22 protein-coding genes are annotated in these 21948 nt (G+C 72.8%); 14 read left to right on the forward strand and 8 right to left on the reverse strand.

The annotated features are described in order from the left end of the window. The 4 genes from IEZ08_RS15815 to IEZ08_RS15830 are packed head-to-tail and all read right to left on the reverse strand — an operon-like array spanning window position 1 to window position 4202. A complete protein-coding gene (locus IEZ08_RS15815; protein ID WP_218061707.1) occupies window positions 1-867 on the reverse strand; it encodes a carbohydrate ABC transporter permease in 867 nt (288 codons plus the stop codon). After that, window positions 864-1868: a carbohydrate ABC transporter permease gene (locus IEZ08_RS15820; RefSeq protein ID WP_203863397.1), complete on the reverse strand. Its 1005-nt coding sequence runs from the start codon at window positions 1866-1868 to the stop codon at window positions 864-866. The genes IEZ08_RS15815 and IEZ08_RS15820 overlap by 4 nt, the downstream gene beginning before the upstream one ends. Then, window positions 1865-3118, reverse strand: coding sequence for an ABC transporter ATP-binding protein (locus IEZ08_RS15825; protein WP_189242382.1), 1254 nt, complete (start codon window positions 3116-3118; stop codon window positions 1865-1867). The genes IEZ08_RS15820 and IEZ08_RS15825 overlap by 4 nt, the downstream gene beginning before the upstream one ends. Further along, on the reverse strand, window positions 3111-4202 hold the full coding sequence (locus tag IEZ08_RS15830; protein WP_203863398.1) for an ABC transporter ATP-binding protein: 1092 nt from the start codon (window positions 4200-4202) through the stop codon (window positions 3111-3113). Before IEZ08_RS15830 ends, IEZ08_RS15825 begins: the two co-directional genes overlap by 8 nt. Window positions 4203-4448: 246 nt before the next feature. On the opposite strand from IEZ08_RS15830, the gene IEZ08_RS15835 reads away from it, so the two are divergent. Together IEZ08_RS15835 and IEZ08_RS15840 are read left to right on the forward strand one after the other, a co-directional pair. Continuing rightward, a complete protein-coding gene (locus IEZ08_RS15835) occupies window positions 4449-4592 on the forward strand; it encodes a hypothetical protein (RefSeq protein ID WP_176728479.1) in 144 nt (47 codons plus the stop codon). Then, window positions 4589-4960 (forward strand): class I SAM-dependent methyltransferase, encoded by a 372-nt coding sequence (locus IEZ08_RS15840; protein WP_189242384.1) that lies wholly within the window; start codon window positions 4589-4591, stop codon window positions 4958-4960. Before IEZ08_RS15835 ends, IEZ08_RS15840 begins: the two co-directional genes overlap by 4 nt. A gap of 46 nt (window positions 4961-5006) precedes the next feature. On the opposite strand, the gene IEZ08_RS15845 is transcribed toward IEZ08_RS15840, so the two are convergent. Together IEZ08_RS15845 and IEZ08_RS15850 are read right to left on the reverse strand one after the other, a co-directional pair. Beyond that, a complete protein-coding gene (locus IEZ08_RS15845) occupies window positions 5007-5330 on the reverse strand; it encodes a hypothetical protein (RefSeq protein ID WP_068923326.1) in 324 nt (107 codons plus the stop codon). Window positions 5331-5701: 371 nt separating this feature from the next. Next, window positions 5702-5950: a helix-turn-helix domain-containing protein gene (locus IEZ08_RS15850; protein ID WP_084780053.1), complete on the reverse strand. Its 249-nt coding sequence runs from the start codon at window positions 5948-5950 to the stop codon at window positions 5702-5704. Between the two features lie 388 nt (window positions 5951-6338). Here IEZ08_RS15850 and IEZ08_RS15855 point away from each other — a divergent pair, with 388 nt between their 5' ends. Then, window positions 6339-7172 (forward strand): DUF4352 domain-containing protein, encoded by an 834-nt coding sequence (locus IEZ08_RS15855; protein ID WP_141703935.1) that lies wholly within the window; start codon window positions 6339-6341, stop codon window positions 7170-7172. 107 nt (window positions 7173-7279) lie between these two features. Here IEZ08_RS15855 and ybiA read toward each other — a convergent pair whose 3' ends face one another. Next, entirely contained in the window at window positions 7280-7867 is a 588-nt protein-coding gene (ybiA, locus tag IEZ08_RS15860; RefSeq protein WP_189242385.1) for a riboflavin biosynthesis intermediates N-glycosidase, read from the reverse strand. 225 nt (window positions 7868-8092) lie between these two features. Here ybiA and IEZ08_RS15865 point away from each other — a divergent pair, with 225 nt between their 5' ends. The 8 genes from IEZ08_RS15865 to egtE all read left to right on the forward strand — a co-directional run bounded on the left by IEZ08_RS15865 (window position 8093) and on the right by egtE (window position 16697). Next, window positions 8093-9577 carry an alkaline phosphatase PhoX gene (locus IEZ08_RS15865; RefSeq protein WP_068923323.1) on the forward strand — a complete coding sequence of 495 codons (1485 nt, stop codon included), beginning with the start codon at window positions 8093-8095 and terminating at the stop codon, window positions 9575-9577. 179 nt (window positions 9578-9756) lie between these two features. Continuing rightward, a complete protein-coding gene (locus IEZ08_RS15870; protein ID WP_229803148.1) occupies window positions 9757-10407 on the forward strand; it encodes an RNA polymerase sigma factor in 651 nt (216 codons plus the stop codon). Between the two features lie 68 nt (window positions 10408-10475). Beyond that, window positions 10476-10697: a zf-HC2 domain-containing protein gene (locus tag IEZ08_RS15875; RefSeq protein ID WP_229803149.1), complete on the forward strand. Its 222-nt coding sequence runs from the start codon at window positions 10476-10478 to the stop codon at window positions 10695-10697. A gap of 211 nt (window positions 10698-10908) precedes the next feature. Then, window positions 10909-12165 carry an ergothioneine biosynthesis glutamate--cysteine ligase EgtA gene (egtA, locus tag IEZ08_RS15880; protein ID WP_189242386.1) on the forward strand — a complete coding sequence of 419 codons (1257 nt, stop codon included), beginning with the start codon at window positions 10909-10911 and terminating at the stop codon, window positions 12163-12165. After that, window positions 12162-13478: an ergothioneine biosynthesis protein EgtB gene (gene egtB, locus IEZ08_RS15885; protein ID WP_068923320.1), complete on the forward strand. Its 1317-nt coding sequence runs from the start codon at window positions 12162-12164 to the stop codon at window positions 13476-13478. Before egtA ends, egtB begins: the two co-directional genes overlap by 4 nt. Further along, window positions 13478-14254: an ergothioneine biosynthesis protein EgtC gene (egtC, locus tag IEZ08_RS15890; RefSeq protein WP_189242387.1), complete on the forward strand. Its 777-nt coding sequence runs from the start codon at window positions 13478-13480 to the stop codon at window positions 14252-14254. Before egtB ends, egtC begins: the two co-directional genes overlap by 1 nt. Before the next feature lie 158 nt (window positions 14255-14412). Beyond that, on the forward strand, window positions 14413-15393 hold the full coding sequence (egtD, locus tag IEZ08_RS15895) for an L-histidine N(alpha)-methyltransferase (protein WP_189242388.1): 981 nt from the start codon (window positions 14413-14415) through the stop codon (window positions 15391-15393). Further along, window positions 15390-16697 (forward strand): ergothioneine biosynthesis PLP-dependent enzyme EgtE, encoded by a 1308-nt coding sequence (egtE, locus tag IEZ08_RS15900; protein ID WP_189242389.1) that lies wholly within the window; start codon window positions 15390-15392, stop codon window positions 16695-16697. The genes egtD and egtE overlap by 4 nt, the downstream gene beginning before the upstream one ends. Window positions 16698-16772: 75 nt before the next feature. Here the strand turns inward: egtE and IEZ08_RS15905 are convergent, their stop codons facing one another. Next, on the reverse strand, window positions 16773-17768 hold the full coding sequence (locus tag IEZ08_RS15905; RefSeq protein WP_203863399.1) for a hypothetical protein: 996 nt from the start codon (window positions 17766-17768) through the stop codon (window positions 16773-16775). A 163-nt stretch (window positions 17769-17931) separates the two neighbouring features. Here IEZ08_RS15905 and IEZ08_RS15910 point away from each other — a divergent pair, with 163 nt between their 5' ends. The 3 genes from IEZ08_RS15910 (at window position 17932) to IEZ08_RS15920 (ending at window position 21922) form a co-directional block, all read left to right on the forward strand. Then, window positions 17932-18621: a FadR/GntR family transcriptional regulator gene (locus IEZ08_RS15910; RefSeq protein WP_068923315.1), complete on the forward strand. Its 690-nt coding sequence runs from the start codon at window positions 17932-17934 to the stop codon at window positions 18619-18621. Between the two features lie 17 nt (window positions 18622-18638). Then, window positions 18639-19985 carry a tocopherol cyclase family protein gene (locus IEZ08_RS15915; protein ID WP_203863400.1) on the forward strand — a complete coding sequence of 449 codons (1347 nt, stop codon included), beginning with the start codon at window positions 18639-18641 and terminating at the stop codon, window positions 19983-19985. A gap of 125 nt (window positions 19986-20110) precedes the next feature. Continuing rightward, entirely contained in the window at window positions 20111-21922 is a 1812-nt protein-coding gene (locus tag IEZ08_RS15920) for a GMC family oxidoreductase (RefSeq protein WP_203863401.1), read from the forward strand. The last annotated feature ends 26 nt before the right edge of the window (window positions 21923-21948 follow it).

Below are 21948 nucleotides of genomic sequence, written 5' to 3' on the forward strand. Positions count from 1 at the left end.
TCAGACCCTCCCGAGGGCGAACCCCTTGGCGATGTAGTTGCGGACGAACCAGATGACGACCGCTCCCGGGATGATCGTCAGCACGCCCGCCGCCGCGAGCAGTCCCCAGTCGACCCCGGCCGCGCTCACGGTCCGCGTCATGGTGGCGGCGATCGGCTTGGCGTTGACCGAGGTGATCGTCCTGGCGATGAGCAGCTCGACCCAGCTGAACATGAAGCAGAAGAACGCGGTGACCCCGATCGCGGAGCGGATCAGCGGCAGGAAGATGCGGATGAAGAACCGCGGCAGGGAGTATCCGTCGATCGCCGCGGTCTCGTCGATCTCGCGCGGGATCCCCGACATGAAGCCCTCCAGGATCCAGACGGCGAGCGGGACGTTGAACAGCATGTGCGCGATGGCGACCCCGAGGTGCGTGTCGAACAGCCCGACGCTCTGGTAGATCTGGAAGAACGGCAGCAGGAACACCGCGGGCGGGGCCATGCGGTTGGTCAGCAGCCAGAAGAACAGGTGCTTGTCCCCGGCGAACCGGAACCGGGAGAAGGCGTAGGCCGCCGGGAGCGCCACGATCAGCGACATGACCGCGTTCATGGACGTGTAGACGATCGAGTTCAGGTAGCTCGAGTACCACACGGGGTCGGTGAAGAACGTCTGGTAGTTGTCGAACGTCACCCGCTGCGGGAACAGCGAGAAGCTGCCGAGGATGTCCTCGTTCGGCCGGATGGACATGCCGAACATCCACAGCAGGGGGAGCATGAGCGTCGCGGCGTACAACCAGAACACCGTCCGGGCCCACGGGAGCTGCCGCCGGGCCTTGGCCGCCACCGCGACCGGTTCCGTCCGCCTCCCTTCTCCGGCCACCGTGCTCACCTCCCCGTCCTGGTGAGCACGGTGAAGAAGACGTACGAGACGATCTGCACGATGAGGAAGTACAGCAGGGAGAAGGCGCCCGCCGGTCCCAGGTCGAACTGGCCGACGGCGATCTTCGACAGCAGGATGCTCAGGAACGACGTGGCGTTCCCGGGGCCGCCTCCGGTCACCACGAACGGCTCGGTGTAGATCATGAAGCTGTCCATGAAGCGCAGCAGGATCGCGATCGTCAGCACGCCGCGCAGGCGGGGCAGCTGGATGTGGCGGAAGGTCGCCCAGGCGGAGGCCCCGTCGATCTGCGCGGCCTGGAAGTACGGCTCCGGGATCGACCGCAGGCCCGCGTAGGCCAGCAGCGCCACCAGCGGGGTCCAGTGCCAGACGTCCATGAGCAGGACCGTGATCCAGGCGTCGGTGGAGTCCAGGGTGTAGTTGAAGTTGACGCCCAGGACGTTGTTGATCGTCCAGCCGCCCAGCCCGATGTCGCCGCGCGCGAAGATCTGCCAGATGGTGCCCACCACGTTCCACGGGATGAGCAGCGGCAGCGCGACCAGGACCAGGGCCACCGACACCCCCGCCCCGCGGCGCGGCATCGACACCGCCAGCGCCACGCCGAGCGGGATCTCCAGCAGCAGCACCTGGGCCGAGAACAGCAGGGTCCGCAGGAGGGCTGCGCGGATCTCGGGATCGCGGGTGACGCTCCGGAACCAGTCCAGCCCCACGAAGATCCGGTCGGTGGGGCTGAAGATGTCCTGGACGGAGAAGTTGACGACCGTCATCAGCGGGATCACCGCGGTGAAGGCGACCGACACCACGACCGGGAGCACCAGGAACCAGGCCCGGTTGTTCTTCGTCCTGCTGTCCGCCCGGGAGGCGTCCTGCTCGCCGGGCGCCTCCCGGGCGGCGCCCGCGAGGACGTCGCCGGTGAGGATCTCCCCGGCCACCTGCCCGCCGGCGACGGTCGCGCCCGCCGGGGCGAGCTCCTCGGCGCCCTTGCCTGTCACGCTCCCTGCCTCCCTTCCGGAGATCTCCCGCGGGCTCCTTCGAGGGGCCCTTCGAGGGGTTGTTCGAGGGAGCCTCCGAGGGGCGCCAGCGATCCGCACCGGACCTCGTCCCGGAACAGGAACGCCCGGCCGGGATCGAAGCGGAAGAAGGCGACGGCGCCGGGCTCGTGCCGGGAGCCGGGGCCGGTCTTGGAGACGAGGGTGTGACCGTCCACCCGGGCGTGCACGAGGTGGTAGGAGCCCATGCGGTCCACCCCGGTGATCCGCGCCTGAAGTCCCGGGGCCGCCCGCGCCCCGGCGTCCCGGCCCGGCCCGTCCCACCCGGGGGCATCCCGTCCAGCTGTGTCCGTTTCAGGACCGCCCCATCCGGGAGCGTCCCGCCCGGGGACGATCCGGACGAACTCCGGCCGGACACCGATCCGCACCGGGCCCGGCGGGAGGTCGCCGCCGTCGCCCGCGGCGCGCCCGACGACCGCCCCGCCGACCCTGACCACGCCGCCGGTGATCTCGGCGGGCACCACGTTCATCCCGGGCGAGCCGATGAAGTGGCCGACGAACTCGTGGGCGGGCGCCAGGAACAGCTCGGTCGGCTCGCCGGCCTGCACGATCTCCCCGTCCTTGAGGACCACCACCTCGTCGGCGAAGGTCAGGGCCTCGGTCTGGTCGTGGGTGACGTAGACGAGCGTGTGACCGGTGTCGCGGTGGATCTCCTTGAGCTTGCTGCGCAGCGTCCATTTCAGCGCCGGATCGATCACGGTGAGGGGCTCGTCGAGCAGCACCGCCGCGACGTCGGGGCGGACCAGCCCGCGGCCCAGGCAGACGATCTGCTGCCGTCCCGGGTCCAGCCGCCGCGACCTGCGCCCGAGGTGGCCGTCCAGCCCGAGCAGCTGCGACACCGTACGGACCCTCCGGTCGACCTCCGCGCGGGGATACCCGCGGTTGCGCAGCGGGAAGGCGAGGTTGTCGTACACCGACATCTGCTCGTACAGGACCGGGAACTGGAAGACCTGGGCGATGTTGCGGCCCGCGGTCGGCACCGAGGTGACCTCGCGGTCGCCGAGCCAGATCCGCCCCGTCGTCGGCGAGATCAGGCCCGAGATGATGTTCAGGAGCGTGGTCTTGCCGCATCCGCTCGGCCCGAGCAGCGCGTAGGCCCGGTTGCTCCGCCAGGTCCACGTCATCGGCTTCAGCGCCCAGGTACGGCCTCCGTCATAGCTGTGGGACACACCCTCCAGGCGGATGTCAGCCATGCAGATCCACCTCCGCCGCCGACGCGGCCGGCAGGCTCCCGCCGGCCTCGTCGAAGACGAAGACGTGCGCGGGGTCCACGTAGGCCGTCGCCGGCTCCCCCGGAGTGAACAGCTGGGTCCCGGGCAGCTGGGCGACGAGGTGCCGCCGTCCGGGCAGGAGCAGGTGGAGGAACGTCGTGCTCCCCGTCACCTCCGCGAGCCGGATCTCCGCGGGGAACTCCAGTCCTCCGGGGCCGGTCCGCTCGATGGTCACCTGGTGGGGGCGGACCCCGAGGACGACGTGACGGCCGGAGCCCTGCGCGCCGGGCGCCGGGAACGAGGCCCCGAGGCACTCGATCCTGCCGTCGCGCACGACGCCCGGCAGGAGGTTCAGCGGCGGGTCGCTGAGGGTCGCGGCGACGGCCAGCGTCGGCGGCCGGTCGTACATGTCCGCCACGTCGCCGGTGTGCTGGACCCGGCCCTGGCCCAGGACCACCGCCGGCGCCGCGAAGGCCAGCGCCTCGGCCGGATCGGCGGTGGAGTACAGGACCACGCCCGGCGAGTCCGCGAACCTGTCCTTCAGATCGGCGCGCAACTGCTCCCGGAGCTTGTAGTCGAGGTTCGCGAGCGGTTCGTCCAGCAGCAGCACGTCGGCGGGCCGGGCCAGTGCCCGGGCGATGGCCGTGCGCTGCTGCTGGCCGCCGGACAGCTCCGCGGGCCTGCGCCCGAGCAGTTCCCCGATGCCCATGAGCCCGGCCACCTCGCGCACCCGCCGGTCGATCTCCCCTCTCGGGAAGGAGGGGTCCAGGCGGAGCGGGGAGGCGATGTTCTCGTACACCGACAACGAGGGGTAGTTGATGAACTGCTGGTAGACGAAGGCCACGGATCTTCTCCGTACGGAAATCGACGTGACGTCTTTCCCGTTGACGAGGACACGCCCGGACGTGGGCGGGAGCAGTCCCGCCGCGACGCGCATCAGCGTCGTCTTCCCCGCTGCCAGCGGGCCGATGAGAACCGTCATTCCGGCCGGGAATTCGAGGTTGATATCGTCCAGCCAGATCTCTCCACGCTGCCGTACGCCAACGCCATCAAGAATCAGCGTCACGGCGCCCGGTCCTCCCTGCCAGAGCATGGTCGGAACCGTGCGGTCAGCGTAGACGCTCCGGCGTGCGGTCTAGTCCTGAACCAACATCCACCTCCATATAACATGATCTGGAAGTGCGTGCCTAGATGCCGAATATCGCCACACAAATCCACACAGTCACGGCATCACCAGCTTTATCGATCAATAATTGGATTTATTGATCAAAGTAGGTCACAACCCAAAAGTCGCACGCAGCCAGGCCATATCATGAAGATCTCGCTCATGCGGTTCGCATCCCCGGTGGAAGAACACTCGCCGGGCGGCGAAAAGGCGCAGGGCCGCTCGGCGAATCCGGCCGCCTCCAGCACCGCGATCAGCGCCGGTTCACGCTCGACGCGGCCCTGGCGGTGAACGTGCTCCACCACCTCGACGACCCGGTCGACGCCATCGGCGAGGCCCATCGCGTGCCGGCTCCGGGCGGGGTGTTCGTCACCGCCTCCCCCAGCCGCCTGGACTCCCCCGAACCGGCCCACGTCTGGCGGCCGGAGCCGTCGAGCTTCGACGCCGAGGACGCGCCCCGGCTGGTGGCGGAGGTCTTCGGCCGGGCCGAGACCGAGCGCTGGGACGCGCCGCTGATCACCCTTCCCGACGAGCGCGCGGTCCGCGACTACCTGATCGGCCGATGCGTCCCGTCCGAGGCCGCCTCTGCGGCCGCCACCCGGGTCCGGACACCGATCACCGTCACCGAGAAGGGCGCGTTCGTCCACGGCTACCGGTGAGCGCGGACACGGAGCCCTCCGTACGGAGGCGGGGGTTGACCTCGGATCAGCCGTGGTAGCGCACGTGTCCTCTCCAGGAGGAGGCGTCCGCCTGTGCTTGCGCCTCGGTGGTCATGATCGTGTAGCCGATCTGCATGAGATAGACGGCCCGCTGCTCCGCCAGTTTCAGAGCGGTGATCCTGGTGGAGACCGACCCGGAGTACCAGTCGCAGGGGGTGGCGCAGGCGAAGGCCGTCTGGGTGCCTGACGTCGTGGTGGTGGTGGCCGATGTGGCCGATGTGGCCGCGGCGGCCGATGTGGGGACGAGAACTGTCACGATGAGGCCCCCGGCCAGCAGCGCGGTCCTGACGAAGGTGCTTTTGGCGCGCACGATGGGTCCTTTCCGATCAGGGCGGGTTCGGCTTTCTCCCCCACCCTGCCTGGGCGGCCGCGCGCGTCCCAGGACGGTGGCCGGACATTAGCCGGACATTCCCCGGCCACCCGAAGGTCGTCCATGACGTCCCGGTCCCAGGCCCCCAGCCCGGCCCGAGAACGCCGACCGATGATCGCCAACTCTCCCGCTCCTTACACCACCGCGGCAAAGACCTCCCCTACGCCACGAGCACCACCCACGATTCCCAGAGTTTCCGGAGCCCTCTACGCGCGTGCGCGCGAGCCAGATCCTGTGGGGCGTGGCAGATCTGCTGGGGGCGCCCTTTACGCCCGTGCGCGCGAGCCAGGCTCCTGCGTCGGGGACGGGCGTCAGGGCCACTCGTCGTCGAGGGGGTGTCCGCCGCGGAGCGGTTCTTCTCCGGTGCGCAGGTAGGCGACGGAGACGCCGAGCCGTTCAGCCAGGAGCTGGAGGACGAGACTGGTCGGCTGCTCCTGGCCGGCCTCGATGCGGGCGATGTAGCCCGTGCCGAGTTCGGGGTGGCCGAGGATTTCCTGGGATATGCCCCGGTAATGTCGGGCCTGTCGGATTCGGGTGCCGATCCCGGGATAACTTTCCACCCTGACTCCTAGTGTCGTGGTGTGTTAGTTAGGTTCGACATGATCGCATCCCGCTGTGGCCGCGGACAAGACGCTGCGGGCCTTGACGTCAAGCAGCTGCTCCGGGCCGAGCGTGCCAGACGCGAAGGAACGCGCCGACCACGCCCTCAGCACGAGGCCGGGCATCTGCAGGACGACACTGAGGGATCTTCGCCAGGGAGTCGGCGGCCTCGTTCAACAGATGCGCCGAACGCCCCTTCACGTGCTCGATCCGCGGCCCCGGAAGGCCGGCCGCCTACCGCGGGGACACGGCAGGCGGCACGAACAAGGGGCGACCGGGTCCGGCCATCAGGTGAACCGGCCGCAGAACTCGGGCGTCTCATAGGCCCCACCGCGATCCGGAGATGCCATGACCTATCCCCCACCCGGCGGCCAGCCCCCGCACGGCCAGCACCCACCCCAGCAGCCCTACGGCCAGCCCCACACACGCCCCATGCCCCACCGGCAGCCGCCCTCCGGATACGACCAGTCACGCCCGCCCCACCCTCCCCAGCAACCACCGCCGGGCTACCCCTACGGGTACGGCCACCAGCCGCCGCCCCCGCCGCCGAGGAGCAACACCGGGCTCATCGTCGCAATCGTCGCCGGGATAACCCTCGTCCTCGTCGCGGGCGTCATCACCACCCTCACGCTCCTGAGCAGTACCAGTACGCCGACCGCGGACGACCGGCTCCGCGCCTTCCCCGATGACCCGCCGAGCGTGTTCGAAGCACAGCCGGACACCAGCGACTCACCAGCGACGCAGGAGCCGGCCGAGACTCAGGCCGCCCAGGTCGCCGAGGTCGGCGAGACCGTCACCGTCAACGGATTCCAGAGCGGCGTGCAGGTCGCCGTCACCGTCAACCGGGTCGTCGACAACGCCACCCCGACCAACGAGTTCCTCAAGCCCAAGGACGGCAACCGGTACGTCGCCGTCGAGCTCACGCTGAACAACACCGGCACGGTGGTCTACACCGACTCGCCGCTCATCGGCGGAGTACTGATCGACGCCGAAGGGCAGCAGCACCAGCCGACATTCGCCGAGGTCAAGGAGGGGACTTCATTCGGCGGAGCGGTCAACATCGCCCAGGGCGACTCCCGTAAGGGCGTGATCGTGTTCGAGGTGCCCTCCGCGGCGAAGCTGGCGAAGTTGCAGTTCGGCCCGGCGATCGGCCAGCAGAAAGGCGAGTGGGCCCTGTCCTGACAGCGTCTGACAGGATGACTTCCGTTGTGGTTCGATCTTTCGCTGTAGCGACCGGCGGCAACCGCAACGATGTCGCTCCGCGGCCGGAGATCGAACACGGCCGGGGATCACCCGCGTCCGCTCTCCGTGCGCCGCTGCCGCAGCACCTGCCGTACCTCCATCAAAGCGAATCCGAGCAGGTTCAGCCCCTGCCACAGCTCCGGCCGCCCGGCCCGCTCGTCATCGGCCGCCAGCCCGATCCCCCAGACGCGGTCCACCGGGCTGGCCTCGACCAGAACCCGTTCTCCCGTGCCCAGCAGGAACTCCTCCAACGCGGCGTGCTGCCCGAACTTGGCGAGGTTGCCCCGCACCACGATGCGGGACCGGGCCGCCGTCCACGCCTCATCGTCGAACCCCCGCACCCGCCGTCCCAGGTCCTTGGCCTGCTTGGGATGCCCGGATGCCACGACCGCCGCCGCGGTCTCCTCGTCGCCGAACAACCGCGCCTTCTCGGCCATCATGAAGTGCTCGGCGGTGCGGTAGGTCACGCCGTCCACCGTGAAGTCGGCCGGCCACCACTGCGACAGGCACCCCGCCCCGACCCCGCCGGACCGTGGTGCCCGGTGCCCCCAGAACATCAGGAACTTGACCCGTTCACCCCGCTCCACCGCCGCGATCACGGCCTCCACGTCCCGCACGCCAACCGCCTCCGTCATCCCGGCCCCGTCCTCGATCGGCCGACCCACGGCCACGATCCGCCGAAGATATCCGGCCGCCCCGACAGTCTCGACTCCTTTATGAGTCACACCGCGGCCATGGACACGACCGCCGTCAGCGGGGATGCTCAGGACAGCCCTCATTCATCGATTGTTCACCGGACAGCCAGACAGCATAATGTCAGGACAAACCTGGGGCGCTTCGGGCCCCTGAGAGGAGTCGTCATGGTTTCCCTCGACCGAAGATCCTTCCTGGCGACGACCGGTGGCGCGCTCGCCAGCGGAGTGGCGCTCAACACGCTCGGGGCGCACGCCGCCTGGGCCGCGGCGGGCTGCGCGCCGGCCGATCCCGGCAGGATCGGCTACGGGGAGCTGCGCCGTACGGCGGCCCGCAACACCGGTGAGGAACTGCTCGCCCTGCCCGCCGGGTTCTCCTACGTCGTCCTCGGCAGGACCGGGACCCCGATGGACGACGGCACGCTCACGCCGATCGCCCACGACGGCATGGCCGCCTTCCCCGGTACCCGCCGGCACACCGCCCGGTTGATCCGCAACCACGAGGTCCGTACCCCGCCGGGGTCGCCGACCGGCCGGGTGCACGTTCCCGGCTCGGCCCGCTACGACGAGCTCGGCGTCGGCGGGACGACCACGCTGGAGGTGGACCTGCGCGGCGGCGAGGTGGTCCGCCAGTTCGTCAGCCTCAACGGCACGATCGTCAACTGCGCCGGCGGCCGGATGTTCGGCAACCGCGGCTGGCTGACCTGCGAGGAGACCACGGCCGGCCCCGCGCAGGGCTGGCAGCGCAAGCACGGCTACATCTTCGAGGTCCCCCTCGACGGTCCCAGGCCGGGCAGGCCCGCGGCCTCGATGCCGCTCACCGCGATGGGGCGTTTCTCCCACGAGGCCGTCGCGGTCGATCCCCGCACCGGCTACGTGTACGAGACCGAGGACGACTCCGGCAAACCCAACGGCTTCTACCGCTACCGGCCCAGGGACCCGCGGAACCTGGCCGCCGGCGGCGTGCTGGAGATGCTGAAGATCAAGGGCCGGGACGGTTACGACTGCCGCGAGGGCCAGCGCATGGGCGCGCGCCTGCCGGTGGAGTGGGTGCGCGTCGACGATCCGGACCCGGACCTGGAGAACGGCGCCCCGACCTGCGCCCAGCAGGGTCTGGCCAAGGGCGGGGCGAAGTTCAACCGTCTGGAGGGCTGCTGGTGGGGCGACGGCAGCGTGTTCTTCAACTCCACCAGCGGTGGTGACGCCAAGAACGGCGACCCGCCCAACGCCGACGGGTTCGTCGAGGGCTACGGCCAGGTCTGGCAGTACGTCCCCGGCCGCCGCGGCGGCGGGACGCTCGTGCTGGTCTACGAGTCTCCCGGCCGCAGGGCCCTGGACTCCCCCGACAATCTGACCTTCACGCCACGAGGCGGCATCGTGCTGTGCGAGGACGACGCCTCCGACGCCGACGCCGACCCGCACCCCCTGGCCCCGGGGCTGGCCAACGTCAATCGGCTGATCGGCCTGGACCCGCGCGGCGGGGAGCCGTTCGAGTTCGCGGTCAACATCAGCGACGACAGCGAGTTCGCCGGGGCGTGCTTCAGCCCCGACGGCTCGGTGCTGTTCGTCAACAACCTCGGTTCCACCGCCGCCGCCGACCCGCCCGGCCGGACCTACGCCATCCGCGGCCCCTGGGGGCGCGGGCCGCTGTGAGAACGGGACCGGAGCCGTCGCGGGGAACGGCTCCGGCGTCTCGACATCCACTCGACATCCGGCGGCCGGGGTGCTGGGATCGGAAATGTCGTACGGCGGTGCCAAGATCGGCCGGTGGGGCGCCGCGATGCCGCAGACGTTTCCGGCGTCCCCGATGTCCCCGACGGAAGGAAACGATCGTGGCTCTCGCGGGTGGCACGCTGCCCCCGGACGACGTCGTCGTCGCCGCGCTGCGCACCGGTGACGAGGCGGCGTTCGCGGCACTGCTGGACGCCTGGTCGCGGGGGATGCTGCGGCTGGCCCGCGCGTACGTCTCCACCGACGACTCCGCGCAGGAGGTCGTGCAGGACGCCTGGCTGGCGGTGGTCGAGGGGATCGACGGCTTCGAGGGCCGTTCCTCGCTCAAGACCTGGGTCCACCGGATTCTGGTCAACACGGCCAAGAAACGCGGCGTCCGCGAGAACCGGGCGATCCCGTGGAGCAGCGCCTTCGAGCGGCAGGGCGGGCCGTCCGACGGCTCCTCCCGCTTCTCCGGCGAGGACGGCGTCCCGCCCGGCCCGTGGAAGGACTTCTCCGTGCTCTGGCCGACCCCGGAGGACGAGGCGCTCGCCTCGGAGGTGCGCGGCCAGATCGCGGCGGCCCTCGCCGGTCTGCCCGACAGACAGCGAATCGTGATCACACTGCGCGACGTCGAGGGGTGCACCTCGGAGGAGGTCTGCGAGATCCTGGACATCTCCGCGGCCAACCAGCGGGTCCTGCTCCACCGTGCCCGGACGTGGGTCCGGGCACGGATCGAGGCCTATTTCGAGACGGTTGGGCGGCCCGCGTAGTGAAACGGTTTACTTCCGACAGAGATAAGGCGGTCGACGCCGTGAAGCGGTTCAGGTGCGCTGAGGTCGTGGAACTCGTCACGGTCTACCTTGAGGACGCCCTCGATGAGCCGGCACGGCTGGGGATGGAGCAGCACCTGGCCTGCTGCGGTGAGTGCGGACACCGCCTCGACCAGTTCCGCGCCGTCATCGGCGTCCTCGGCGCGCTCCCCTCCGAGGAGGACCTGCGCGGCGACGTGCGCGACCGGCTGCTGTCCGCCTTCCGCGACCGGCACCGCCGCGGCGCCTGAGAGCGCCTGCGCACCGGAGGGCGTCACCGGACCGGCGACACCATTCTGGGAACGTCTCCGCACCGGAGGATTCCGCCGGGCCGGAGAGCGCCGCTGAGCTGGGAAGGATCCTTCGCGGCCGTCTCCCTTCCGACGATCTTGCGTGATCCCCGTAACGTTCGCGCGCCTCGCGGGTCTGTAGATCCGTACGCGTCGGGCGGAAGGGGAGACGATGACCGGTCTGGCGATCGAGGAGACGCCGATCCGGGACCGTGGGGAGGTGGAGCGCTACGCGCGGGACTGCTTCAGCCCCGCCGGGGATCGGGCGGCAGCCGGCGACCGGGTGGGGATTGAGCTGGAGTTCCTGGTCTTCGACCGTGCGGACGTGACCCGCCACGTCCCGCGGGCCAGGGTCGAGGAGGCCCTCCCCCGCCTGCCGGGCGGGAGCCGCGTGACGTTCGAGCCGGGCGGTCAGCTGGAGCTGTCCGGTCCGGCGGGCCCGCTCGCTGAGGCGGTCGCCGGGCTGCAGGCCGACGTCGCCGCCGTGCGCGGGGCCCTGCGGGAGGCGGGACTGGTGCCGGCCGGGGTGGGGCTCGATCCGGTGCGGCCGCCGCGGCGGCAGCTGCGCCTGCCCCGCTACGACGCGATGGCGGAGTTCCTGGGCGTGCCGTACGGGCCGCTGATGATGTGCTCCACGGCCTCGGTCCAGATCAACCTGGACCTGGGCGACGAGCCCGCCGCCCGCTGGGAGCGCGCGCACCTGCTGGGGCCGGTGCTCAGCGCGGCCTTCGCCAACTCGCCGCTGCGGGAGGGCCTGCCCACCGGCTGGATGTCGGGCCGGCAGGCGGTCTGGGAGAACCTGGACCGGTCGCGGACGGCCCCGGTGTCCACGACCGGCGACCCGGTCGCGGACTGGGCGGAGTACCTCCTCGACGCCCGGCTGATGCTCGTACGCGAGGGCGGGGACCCGGGGAGCGAGCCGCGGTGCCGTACGGTCCGCGACGGCTCGACCTTCCGCGACTGGCTGGGCGGGGGCGGGCACCCGCCGACCCTGGCGGATCTGGCCTACCACGCCACGACGGTCTTCCCCCCGGTACGGCCCCGCGGATGGCTGGAGATCCGCTACCTCGACGCTCAGCGCCCGGAGCACTGGCCGGTGTGCACGGCCGTGGCCCACGCCCTGGTGACGGACGGCCGGGCGGCCGGCGCGGCGCTGGCCGCCTGCGAACCGCACCGGGGTCTGTGGTCGCGGGCCGCGCGGTGCGGCCTGCGGGATCCGCTGATGCGGCGGGCCGCCGAGGTCTGCTTCCGGGCCGCGGTCGAGGCGCTGCCCCGCCTGGGGGCGCCCTCCGGCCTGGTCGGCGAGGTGGCCGCCTTCGCCGACCGCTACGTGACGTCCGGCCGGTCCCCGGCCGACGACCTGATGGATCTGGTGAGCTCGCCGGGACGGTCCCTGCCGGACTGGCTGATCGAGGAGGCGCGGGTATGAGTGAGCACGAGATCAAGGAGCTGATCGCCGCCGAGCTGACCGCCGTGCGCAGCCGGTCGCTGGCCTACACCGATGCCGACGACGAACTGCTGGTGCGCCAGCACTCCGCGCTGATGTCCCCGCTGGTGTGGGACCTGGCGCACGTCGGCAACTACGAGGAGCTGTGGGTGCTGCGCGAGGCGGGCGGCATCACGCCGCTCCGTCCCGAGATCGACGACCTCTACGACGCCTTCAAGCATCCGCGCCGGGACCGTCCGTCCCTGCCCATCCTGGGTCCGCAGGAGGCCCGCCGCTACATCTCCGGCGTGCGGGGCCGGGTGCTGGACGTGCTGGACAAGATCGACCTGGACGACCCCGACCCGCTGCGCCGCAACGGCTTCGTCTTCGGCCTGGTGATCCAGCACGAGCACCAGCACGACGAGACGATGCTCGCCACCCTGCAGCTGTCCGGGCAGCCGGGACTGGTCGCCGAGGGTGACCTGCCGCCCGGCCGGGCCGGTTCCGCAAGCGGCGCCGAGGAGGTCTTCGTCCCCGGCGGCCCTTTCCTGATGGGCACCGACCTGCTGCCGTGGGCCTACGACAACGAACGCCCGGCCCACCGGGTCGACCTGCCCGCCTACTGGATCGACAGGTTCCCGGTGAGCAACGGCGCCTACGCCGCCTTCATCGAGGCCGGTGGCTACGACGACCCGCGCTGGTGGTCCGCGGAGGGCCGGCGGTGGCGCGAGAACAGCGGCGCCTGCGCCCCGCTGTTCTGGGTCAGGGACGGCGGCACCTGGTGGCGCACCCGCTTCGGCCGCGATGAGCCGGTGCCCATGGACGAGCCGGTCCAGCACGTGTGCTGGTACGAGGCCGACGCCTACGCCCGCTGGGCGGGAAAGCGGCTGCCCACCGAGGCCGAGTGGGAGAAGGCCTGCGGCTGGGACCCCGCGGCGGACCGGGCCCGCAAGTATCCCTGGGGGGACGAGGACCCCGGCCCCGGCCGGGCCAACCTCGGCCACCGGGCGGCGCGACCGGCGCCGCTGGGCGCCTTCCCCGCCGGGGCCAGCGCGTACGGCGCCGAGCAGATGATCGGCGAGGTGTGGGAGTGGACCTCCTCCCGCTTCCTGCCCTACCCCGGCTTCCGCAGCTTCCCCTACCCCGAGTACAGCGAGGTCTTCTTCGGAGGCGACTACCGGGTGCTGCGCGGCGGCTCCTGGGCGGCCGATCCGGCGGCGGTCCGCACGACCTTCCGCAACTGGGACCACCCGATCCGGCGGCAGATCTTCTCCGGCTTCCGCTGCGCCCGCCCGGCCTCCCCGGGAGACGCGTGATGTGCCGCCACGCGGCCTGGCTGGGCGCGCCGCGCACCCTCACCTCGCTGATCCACGAGCCGGGCAACGGGCTGTTCAAACAGTCCTACGCGCCGCGCCTGCAGCGGTACGGCACGGTCAACGCCGACGGCTACGGCATGGGCTGGTACGACCCCGACCACCCCGAGCCGGTCCGCTACCGCCGTTCGGTCCCCATCTGGACCGACGCCAACCTGCCCGCCCTGGCGCGGATCGCCCGCTCGCACTGCCTGCTGGCCGCCGTACGCTCGGCCACCGTCGGCATGCCGGTCGAGGAGACGGCCACCGCGCCCTTCACCGACGGGCGGTGGCTGCTCAGCCACAACGGCCGCGTCGCCCGGGACGCGGTCGGAGACCTCGTCGGCGACCCGGCCGGCGGCCCGGGAAGCGGCGGTGAGCCGGCCGGCGGCGCGGAGAGCGCCGGCGGCCCGGAGAGCTCCTGCGACTCCGCCTGGCTGGCCGCGGCGGTGTTCCCGCGGCGGCGGGCCGGGCTCCCGCTCGGCGACGCCCTCGCCGAGGTCGTCTCGCACGCCGGGGGCAAGGACCCCGGGGCCCGGCTGAACCTGCTCGCCTGCGACGGCGCCTCGCTCGCCGCGACCGCCTGGGGCGACACCCTCTTCTTCCACCGCGACGACCGTCCCGGAGGCGGTGTGCTCGTGGCGAGCGAGCCTCTGGACGAGCGGCCCGGCTGGCGGGCCGTACCGGACCGGAGCCTGCTGCTGGCCTCGCCCGGCGGCGTGCACGTCCAGCCGCTCTGACACGCCCGCGGCCCGGCCCGCCCCTCCCAACCTGGCCCGTCTCCCAGCCCGATCCGCCTCTCAGCCCGGCCCTTCTCTCAGCCTGACTCTTCTCTCAGCCTGACTCTTCTCTCAGCCTGACTCTTCTCTCAGCCTGCCCCACCGACCCTGGAGGCCCCGTGCCCGTCAGCCAGTCAGCCGTCCATGTGATCAACCATCTCGACCGCGACTATCTGCGCCAGGCCCTCGAACACGACGTCCGCGCCGGGCTGACGGCCACCCCCAAGCAACTCCCGCCGAAGTGGTTCTACGACGCGACGGGCAGCGAACTGTTCACGCAGATCACCCGGTTGCCCGAGTACTACCCGACCCGCCGGGAGCTGGCCATCCTGCGCGAGCGGGCCGCCGACATCGCGGCGGCCTGCGGCGCGGACACGCTGGTCGAGCTCGGCTCGGGGACCAGCGAGAAGACCGTCCTGCTGCTCGACGCCCTCACCGCGGCCGGGACGCTGCGCGCCTACACGCCGGTGGACGTCGACGCGCTCACCCTCGCCGAGGCGGCGCGGCGGATCACCGCCCGCTCCCCCGGGCTCACCGTACGGGCGGTGTGCGCCGACTTCGAACACCATCTCGGGCTGCTGCCGCGGGCGGGCCGGCGGATGGTGGCCTTCCTCGGCGGAACCATCGGCAACCTCGATCCGGCCGCGCGCGCGATCTTCCTGAAGGACCTGCGCGCCACCCTCCGCCCCGGTGACACCTTCCTTCTCGGCGCCGACCTGGTCAAGGACACCGCCCGGCTGGTCGCGGCCTACGACGACGCGGCCGGGGTGACGGCCGCGTTCAACCGCAACGTCCTGCACGTGATCAACCGGGAGCTGGAGGCCGACTTCGCCCCGGACGCCTTCGAGCACGTGGCGCTGTACGACGAGCGGCACGACTGGATCGAGATGCGGCTGCGCGCGACCCGGGACATGCGGGTCCGGGTCGGCGGCCTGGACCTGTCGGTGTCGTTCGCCGCCGGAGAGGAGATGCGCACGGAGATCAGCGCCAAGTTCCGCCCGGACGGGCTCCGCGACGAGCTCGCCGCGGCCGGGTTCGCGACGCTGCGCCAGTACACCGACCCCACCGGCGACTTCAGCCTCACCCTGGCCGGTGTATGACCCCCGGAACCCACGGAACCCACGGGGCCCGGCCGGTGCACGCGGCGGTCGCCGAGGCCTGGCGGGCGGCGCGGCCCGGCGCGCCGCCCGGCCACCTCGACGCCGCCGGCTGCAACGTCCCCAGTGACCAGGTGTTCGACGCCGTCGTCGCGCACCTCCGGCGGGAGCGCGAGGTGGGCGGCTACCGGGCGGTCGCGGACCTGACCGCGTCCCGGTCCGCGCTGGCCTCCCTGGTCGGCGCGGGCGCGCGGGACGTCGCCTTCCTGGAGAGCGGGACGGCGGCGATGGCGGCGCTGCTGGGCGGGTGGCGGCTCCCTCCGGGCAGCCGGGTCGGGTTCACCCGCGCCGAGTACGGCAGCACGCTCATGCTCCTGCACCGCCTGGCGCGGGAGCGCGGCTGGCGGCTGGTCGAGGTCCCGGTGGACGACGACTCCCGCGTCGACCCGGGCGGGCTGAGGTCCGTACTGGCCGGCGGGCTGGACCTGCTGACCGTCCCGCACATCGCCTCGCACCGGGGCGTCGTCCAGCCCGCGCGGACGATCGGGCGGCTGTGCCGTGAGGCCGGCGTGCCGCTGGTCCTGGACGTGTGCCAGTCCATCGGGCACGTGGACACCGGCGGCGTCGGCGCCGCCGCCTACGTCGGGACGTCCCGCAAGTGGCTCGCCGGGCCGCGCGGGGCCGGCTTCCTGATCGTCCCCGGTCTCGCCGGAGACGGTCAGGAGTCCGGCGGAGCCCGGAACGGCCGCGGGGACGGCGGGACCGGGCACGACCGGGAGCCCGGCGGAACAGGACGCCGCTGGGAGATGGACGCCGCGGCGCCCGCGCTCGGCGGCCACGTCTGGGCGCGGGGAGAGCCCTCGCCCCTGCCGGGCGCGGCCCGTTACGAGACCGCCGAGGGGTCGATGGCCGCGCGGTCCGGCCTCGGCGTCGCCGTACGGGAGCACCACGCGCTCGGTCCCGCCGCGGTCCGCGCCTGCCTGGCGGAGCTGGGCGTCACGGCGCGCCGTCTCCTCGACGGCGCCGGCGGCTGGCGTGCGGCCGAACCGCTCGGCGAGCCCTGCGCCGTCGTCACGCTCAGGCCCCCGCCGGGCGCGGATCCCGCGGCGGCCGTCGTGGACGCCGCCTCCCGGGCCGCGGAGGCGTCCCTGCTCGTGGGCACCGTACCGGTCGGCAGAGCCCCGCTGGACATGCGGACCCCCGTGCTCCGCGTCTCCCCCTTCCCCGGAACGCCCGTGGAGACCCTCCACGCCCTGGCGCGTCTCCTCTCCGGAGCCCGTCGCACGAACCTGGGCAGACCTGGCTAGACGACCTCGAACCCCCGGGGCGAGACGGGGCGGGTGGCGCGGTGATCGGCGGCCTCCCGGCAGACCGGCCGCGGGTCAGCGGCGGGCGGCGCCGGAGTCGCGGGCGACCATCAGCGAGGCGGTGTCCACCGCCTCGAAGTCGGAGCCGCGCAGGTTGCCCAGTCTGCGGAGCTGGTCGTTGTCCCAGCGGCTGTCCGGGGTTCCGCTGATGTACCAGGCGGAGCCGTTGTCGGCCACGATGAGACCGTACTTCTTCATCGCCTCGGCGATCACCCGGGCCTGGGGCGGCAGCCCGCTGATGTCCACGCCGGGCTTCAGGCGCAGGCGCAGTCCCATGGGCGGCAGCGCGGCGTCGGCGGAGTCCGAGGCGAAGTGGCGCGCGGGCCAGAGGTATTTGCGCTGACTGCGCGGTACGGTGACGCGGACGGCGTGATCGATGCGCCCGGCCGCGACCTCCTCGTAGCGCACCAGGCCGGGGGCGACCGGCAGGCCGGCGGCGTCGGCGGAGGTCCATCCGGCCGGGCGCAACTTGTTGGAGTTCAGGTCGAACACCGCTCCCGACCCCGCCTTCCAGCCCTTTCCGGAGGGATAGGCCGAGTACAGCTCGTAGAGCTTGCACGCGCCGGTGTCGACGACCAGCACGTGGCGGTCGCCGTCACCGGAGGGACCGCCCTCGATCGCGGCGCCACGCGGGACCGGGTAGGGGCCGGGGTCGCTCTCGGAGCGGTATTCGAAGGAGACGGGGACCCCGGGCTGGCCCGGCTTGACGTAGGTGATGGGGATGCCGATGGGGGCGCCCTCCCACAGGCCGGAGCCGAAGTCGGCCTTGACCTTCCTGGAGGCGCCGATGCTCGACACGTAGGCCCGGCTGGACGCGTGCGCCGGCAGCCGGGAGACGTCGGAGTGCCAGACGTTGTCGGCGGGCAGGTTGGGGCATCCGCCCAGCGAGCCGGGGGCCGGAGCCGTACGCTGCGCTCCCGCGGCCGGTGACGCCGTCACCACGGGTGCCGCCCCGAGCGACAGGACGGTGAGCAGGACCGATAGGCGACGGCCTGCGGATCTGTTTTTCATGGCGGCAGAGCCTGCAGGAACTCTCGGAAAAACGTCAACCCGTATATCCCTGTTTAGTACGTTCCAAACCCCGCAAAGAGCAGTCTTGACGCAGGTCAGAAGCGAGTGAGAAAATCTTGATGGCTCAGTGGATGAGCCACTCATCCAGCAAAGGGAACACCTTGTGATCATCGCCCGGGACACCCTGGTGGACGCACTCGTCGCGCGCCTGCGCGACGACGTGCTGAGCGGGCGCTACCCGCCCGGCGCCTACCTGCCCTCCGAGCGGGAGCTCGCCGCGGAGTACGGCGTGACGCGCACCAGCCTCAAGCACGCCCTCTCCCGGCTCGGCCAGCTCGGTCTGGTCGAGACCAAGCACGGCGTGGGCACCCGGGTGCTCGACTACCTGAGCTCCGGCGGACCGGAGCTGCTGCCCATGCTCGTCGTCGCGAACGGACCGGACTGGCTGGAGGAGATCTTCCAGACGCGGCGCGAGATCGGTGCCCTGGTCTACGCCCACGCCGCCCGGCGGCGGCGCCCCGAGCACTGCGCCGACCTGCGGACGCTCCACGGAGCGGTGGCCGCCGCGGAGACGGCCGACGACGCGCAGCTCGCCGAGTGCGAGATCCACCGGGTCCTGGCCGCCGCCTCGGGCAACCGCGTCTACGGCTTCCTGGTCAACTCGCTGCTCAACGCCTACCTGCCGGTGCGGCAGCTGCTCATCGCCCCGTTCCGCGACCCCGGGCGGGCGGCCGAGAGGCTCACGCCGCTGATCGACGCGGTCTGCGCGGGGGAGGCCGAGGAGGCCCACGCGGCGGCGACCCGCTATCTGGCCGAGACCGAGCGCCTCATGCTGGGAGGTGAGGACCGCTGACCCGCTTCCACGAGACGATGACCGGCACGACCCGCGACGGCCGGCCGATCCTGCTGCGCCTCGACGCGGTCGTCGACGGCCCGCTCGTCCCCTGGGGCGAGGTCACGGCCCGCGCCTCGGGCCGGCTCACGGTCGGCGGGCTCGCCGACGACGTCCCGGTCACCGGAACGATCGAGATCGCTCCCCTGACCCGGCGGCGCATCCGCTACCGGCTCTCCTCCGGGGACCATCGGCTGGACGGCTGGAAGTCGATCGATCCGCGCCGGCCCGTCCGGTCCATGACGACGCTGCCGGTGACGATCAGTTCCGCCTCCGGGCAGATCGCGGCCGAGGGCGTGCTCCGCTTCGACCTGCGCCGCGACCTCCTGCCGTTCCTCGGCGGCCTCCGGCCCGGAGGCGACGCCGGGCCCGACCCGCTGGCCTCCCGGTGGCGGGGCCGGCCGGGACGGCTGGAGGTCTGGTACAGCACGCTGAGCGATCCCGTCTCGGGCGCCGGCGTGTGGATCCACCACGAGCTCGTGGCCCCCGCCGACGGATCGCCCGCCTACACGCACGGCTGGGCCGCCGTCTTCCCCGCCGACGGCCCGCCGGTCCTCGGGCGGTTCGGCCCGGACCCGCTGCGGCCCGGCGCGCACCCGTTCTCCGCCGGGGAGGTGACGATGGGCCCCGCCACGCTGACGGGCCGGGCGGGCGACCTCGGCTGGCGGCTGACCCGAAGCGGCGGCGGAGACGTCCTGTACACCTTCCCCGCCTGGGCGTGGCGGCGGGAGATCCTGCCCGCCGCGCAGATCGTGACGGCGCCCGCCGCCCGTTTCACCGGCACCGTCTCCTACGGCGGGCGCCGTCTGGACCTGGACGGCGCCCCCGGCGCGACCGCCCGCATCTACGGGCACGGCAACGCCCGCACCTGGGGCTGGCTCCACGCCGACCTCGGCGGCGGTGACGTCCTGGAGATCGTCGCCGCCGTGTCCACCCGGCCGGGCCTGAACCGGCTCAGGCCGCTGCCGCTGCTCCGGCTGCGGGTGGACGGCCGGGACTGGCCGGCGGGCGACCCCCTGCTGAACGCCGCGCGCTTCACCGCGCGGCTGGGCCTGCCGCACTGGTCGGTGCGCGGCCGCGTCGGCGACCGCCGGATCTCGGTCACGGTCACCCTGCCGCCCGGACAGACGCTCGCCGTCGACTACGCCGACCCCGACGGGGCTCCCGCGGTGTGCCACAACAGCGAGCGGGCGAGCGCGACGGTCGTCGTCGAGACCAGGGCGGGCGGGCGCTGGCGCCGCGAACGCGAGTGGCGGCTCGACGGCACCGCCCATGCCGAGATCGGGTCGCGTGACGCCGGGGCCGTCCGGCGGAGCCCTCCGTGACCCCCGCGCCCCCTGGCCCAGCGTCGGGAAGGGGACCGGACCGGCATCGTGACTCCTGCCCCTGCCACGGTGTCGGTCCGGTCCCCTTCCCGACGCGCTCCGCGATCGGGGCCGCGGTCGGCGCCGTGCTGGGCGTCGAGGACCCGGCCGAGGCGGAACGGGTCGCGGCCCGCCTGCGCGCATTGCTTACGAGACTGCCATGGGCGGCGCGGGCGGGGTTCCACGCCGGTATCGGCGTGCTGGAGGCGACGTCCTGGCTGGTGGGGGGCGGACCGCTGGCCGGTCTCGGCCCGCAGCGGTGCGACGCGGTGGTGCGGGCGGTGGCGGCCCGCGCCGAGCCGGTGGCCTTCGCCCTGAAAACAATGATGATCATGGCGCGGTCCGCGGACCGCTGGGTCCCGGAGCCCGGGGAGACGTCCCGCGACCCCTGGCTGGACTGCGTCCCGGTGACGGAGTGGCCGCGCCGCTCGACCGCCGACGCGGTGGTCGTCGGCTCCGGGGCGGGAGGTGCCGTGGTGGCACTCGAACTGGCCCGGCGGGGACTCCGGACGGTCGTGGTCGAGGAGGGCCGCCGCTTCACCACGGCCGACTTCCGGGGAAGGCCGCCGGTGGAGCGCTTCACCGAGCTGTACCGCGACGGCGGGGCGACGGTCGCCCTCGGCCGTCGCCCCGTGCTGCTCCCCACGGCCTGCGGTGTCGGAGGCACGACCCTGGTCAACTCGGGTACCTGTTACCGCACGCCGGAGGCCGTGCAGGACGACTGGCGCCGGCGGTGGGGGCTGCCGTGGGACCTGGACCCCCTGCTCGACGAAGTCGAGCGCATCCTTCGCGTCGCGCCGCAGCCGCTCGGCGTGCTCGGGCGCAACGGTGAGCTGGCCCTGCTGGGCGCCGCGCGCCTCGGCTGGCGCGCCGCCCCGCTCCGCCGCAACGCCCCGGGCTGCCGCGGCCGCGGAGAGTGCGTCGCGGGCTGCCCGTCCGGCGCCAAATACGGCGTGCACCTGTCGGTCCTGCCCGGCGCATGCGCGGCCGGCGCCCGGATCGTCACCGGCGCCCGCGCCGAGCGCATCCTGGTGGAGCGCGGCCGCGCGGCGGGTGTCGTCCTGAGCCCGTCCGGCGCGGCGAGCGCCCTCGGAGGCCTGCCGGGCACGGCGCGCACCGTCTGGGGCCTGTCCGGCACGGACCGGACCGAGATCCTCGCGCCCGTCGTCGTGGTGTGCGCCGGAGCGTTGCAGACACCGCTGCTGCTACGCCGGTCGGGCCTCGGTGACCACCCGCACCTGGGCCGCAACCTGCGCATCCATCCGGCCGTCAGCGTCGCCGGGGTCTTCGACGAGCCCGTGACGGCGTGGCGCGGCGTCCTGCAGAGCGTCGGGATCGAGGAACTGCACGGCGAGGGCGTCCTCATCGAGGCGACCGGCGGCCCGCCGGGCCTCAGCTCGTTCGTTCCGCCGGGCGTGGGCCGCGAGCTGCGCTCGGTCGACGGTGACCGGCTGGCCGTCCTGGGCGCGATGGTGGCCGACGGTCCCCGGGGCAGGGTGTACGGCAGGCGCCGGGCCCTGCTCCGCTACGACCTGGGTCCCGCCGAGGCGATCCGTCTCCGCCGGGCCATCGCGGCCATGGCGGAGGTGCTGTTCGCCGCGGGCGCCCGCGAGGTGCTCACCGGCCTGCCGGGGCGGCCGCGGGCGCACTCGGCGGACCTGCTCGCCGCCGTCCCCCTGGACGGCCTCCACCTCGCCGGCTTCCATCCGACCGGGACCGCCCGGATGGGGGCGCCGGAGGCGGCCTGCCCCGTGGACCCGGGGGGCCGGCTGCGCGGGGTGCGGGGGGTGTGGGTGGCCGACGCGTCGGTGCTTCCGACCTGCCCGACAGTCAATCCGCAGCTCACCGTCATGGCCATGGCTCTGGCGATCGCCCGGCGCCTGTCCGGCCGGGCATAGGGACGGCCCGGCCGCACCGAGGCGAA

Source organism: Planobispora rosea (genome assembly GCF_014648175.1).
In the GTDB taxonomy this organism is placed as follows: domain Bacteria; phylum Actinomycetota; class Actinomycetes; order Streptosporangiales; family Streptosporangiaceae; genus Planobispora; species Planobispora rosea.